Annotated in this window: 3 protein-coding genes; all 3 read left to right on the top strand. The window is 46.6% G+C overall.

Annotated elements, in window-relative coordinates:
* On the top strand, positions 1-494 hold a 494-nt coding region (locus BW951_RS22950; RefSeq protein WP_175608868.1), incomplete at its 5' end, for a hypothetical protein.
* The gene (locus tag BW951_RS22180; protein WP_076396858.1) at positions 487-1,032 is read left to right on the top strand and encodes a hypothetical protein; all 546 of its coding nucleotides are present in this window, start codon (positions 487-489) and stop codon (positions 1,030-1,032) included. The genes BW951_RS22950 and BW951_RS22180, both read left to right, overlap by 8 nt.
* The coding region (locus BW951_RS22175; RefSeq protein ID WP_076396856.1) for a DUF2586 family protein at positions 1,001-2,217 on the top strand (1,217 nt) is incomplete at its 3' end. The genes BW951_RS22180 and BW951_RS22175, both read left to right, overlap by 32 nt.

The raw sequence follows: 2,217 nt of genomic DNA, 5'->3' as shown, positions 1-2,217 counted from the left end.
CTATATCTATTTTATTTTGTCTGGCGCTGTTGGTTTCCTGTGGAAGCAGGAAACCGCTGCCGCCGGAAACAGTCACCGACACTTTGGTTGTAAAAAAGGTCATCCGGGATACGGTTTTGAAAGTTCAGGCGGATTCTACGTATTACCATGCGTGGATCGAATGTGTTAACGGTAAACCGGTTCTGAGGGAGCCGAAGCCGGAGAACAAAGAAAAAATGACTAATAACCAAGACCACGGCAAGGCGCTACAGAAGCCTGACGTTATACTCGACGAAAACGGAAAGCTTACGGTTGAATGCCGTAAAGAAGCAGAACAGCTCAAAGCACAGCTTACGGCTTATTACGAATCACGGCTAAAAGAACGTATCCAACCGGTTGAGATCAAAAAGCCCTTTGCATGGTATCATAAAATATTGATGCTGGCAGGCGGGATCTTTCTTCTCCTTGTCGGGTCTGTTATCATTATTACCATTAAAAATTCACTCCATGTCTAATAATAAGAAATTTCAGGAAAAAGCCAATGCGCTTTTTGAAAAATACCCGGAGGCTAATAAAATTTTTATTTCAGAAAACGGACAGTGTTTTTTTGAAGAAAAGGCGGCTAAGGATTATCACGGTTTAAGAGGGTTTGAAAGTCAGCCGGAAGTCTTTTTTCGTGAAGGGCTTGAGGACGAGGACGATTCGGATCTGCAGGCGGCTTTGCACAATTCTGAACTGGCACGAAAAGTCTTAGAAGGAATTATCGAAGATGTGGCGGCGGTTTGTGATCTTGATCAGGACTACGAACCGGCAAACGCTGACACGGACGAAACCGTTACGGCTGTTATCTCCCTTCGTGAAAAATACGCCGAAAAAGACCGCCTGCTGACCGAAATGGGTGCCAGGCTGGAGGAACTTTCAAATGCTGCGGCGGAAAACGAAAATCTGAAACAACAACTGGAAGCCGCCAATCAACAGATGGAAGCTTTGAATAAAACAACAATCCCAAAAACCAGAAAAGATGCGTCCCAGACTGATCGTACAAAAGCTTAACGGCGGGCTCGGGAGAAGGAATCCCTCCGCCGACATGGTAACCGGCAGCGTGATGAATGCCGTTGCCACTTCCGAAATGGTACTTGGAAATATCTACACCCTGAAAAATATTCAGGAGGTCGAAGCTTTGGGGCTGAGTGAGGAATATGACCAGACCAACAAGGTACTGGTGTATGAAAGGCTGAGACGTTTTTTTGTTCACAACCCATCCATAACGGTGTATTTTATGCCCGTGGCTCAAGGCGTAACCCTGACGCAGATGGTGGATAAGGACAATCAATATTTAGCCAGATTACTCCGTGATAAAGCCGGTGAAATCGTTCAGGCTTGTGTTTCCTTAAACCCGGATAAGAGCCATTCGCCGATTATCGAAACGGGACTCGATAAGGACAGTATCGATGCCATCTATAAGGCGCAGGCTCTGGCAGATGCCGAATGGGCAAAAGACCGCTACTGTGAAATTTACATTGAAGGCAGAAGTTTTTCTGGAACATCGGCGGCAGCTCTTAACCTGAGAACGCTCTTAAGCGAATGCCCGGACATTTCCGTGGTGATCGGTGCCGATTACGAGGTTTCCAGCCGGGACGACCTCTATAAAGGCTATGCCGCGGTGGAGGATTACGCTGCCATGGTTTCTAAGGCGGATGTTTCACAGAACGCGGGGGAACAGATCAATGATTTTAACTTAACCGATGTGGATGAGAAAACCTTTATCATTCCGGGACTCAGTTCCGGTAACAAACTGAGTGAGTATTCCGATACGGATCTGGATAATCTTGATGATAGAGGGTACATCTATTTTGCGCCCATCGTTAACCTGGGCGGGATTTCTTCCACCGCGGGAATCTATATCAACGATACCCATACCTGCGCTAAAATTACCTCTGATTTTGCTTATGGGGAAAATAACAGGACGATCAAAAAGGCGATCAAGCTCGCCAAGGCAGCATTAACCCCGAAAGTGAAGGGACGTATATACGTCGATGAAAACACCGGATTTATGGCACCGGAAACGGTGAAGGACTTAGAAACCATTACCAAGGTTTCACTTGATCCGATGGTGGCAGCCGGAGATATCAGCGGCGGTGTGGATGCCTACATCAACCCGCAGCAAAACGTACTGGCTACAAGTGAATTTATCGTGCTGCTGACTTTTATTCCGGTGGCTATCGGAAGAAGGATTAC

Origin of the sequence: Chryseobacterium gambrini (assembly GCF_900156825.1) — a bacterium.
GTDB classification, from domain to species: domain Bacteria; phylum Bacteroidota; class Bacteroidia; order Flavobacteriales; family Weeksellaceae; genus Chryseobacterium; species Chryseobacterium gambrini.
This window is presented reverse-complemented; position numbering and strand designations above follow the sequence as displayed.

Excerpts from the sequence above, each read along its gene's own strand:
- BW951_RS22180 (WP_076396858.1), top strand. The coding sequence starts at position 487 with ATGTCTAATAATAAGAAATTTCAGGAAAAAGCCAATGCGCTTTTTGAA.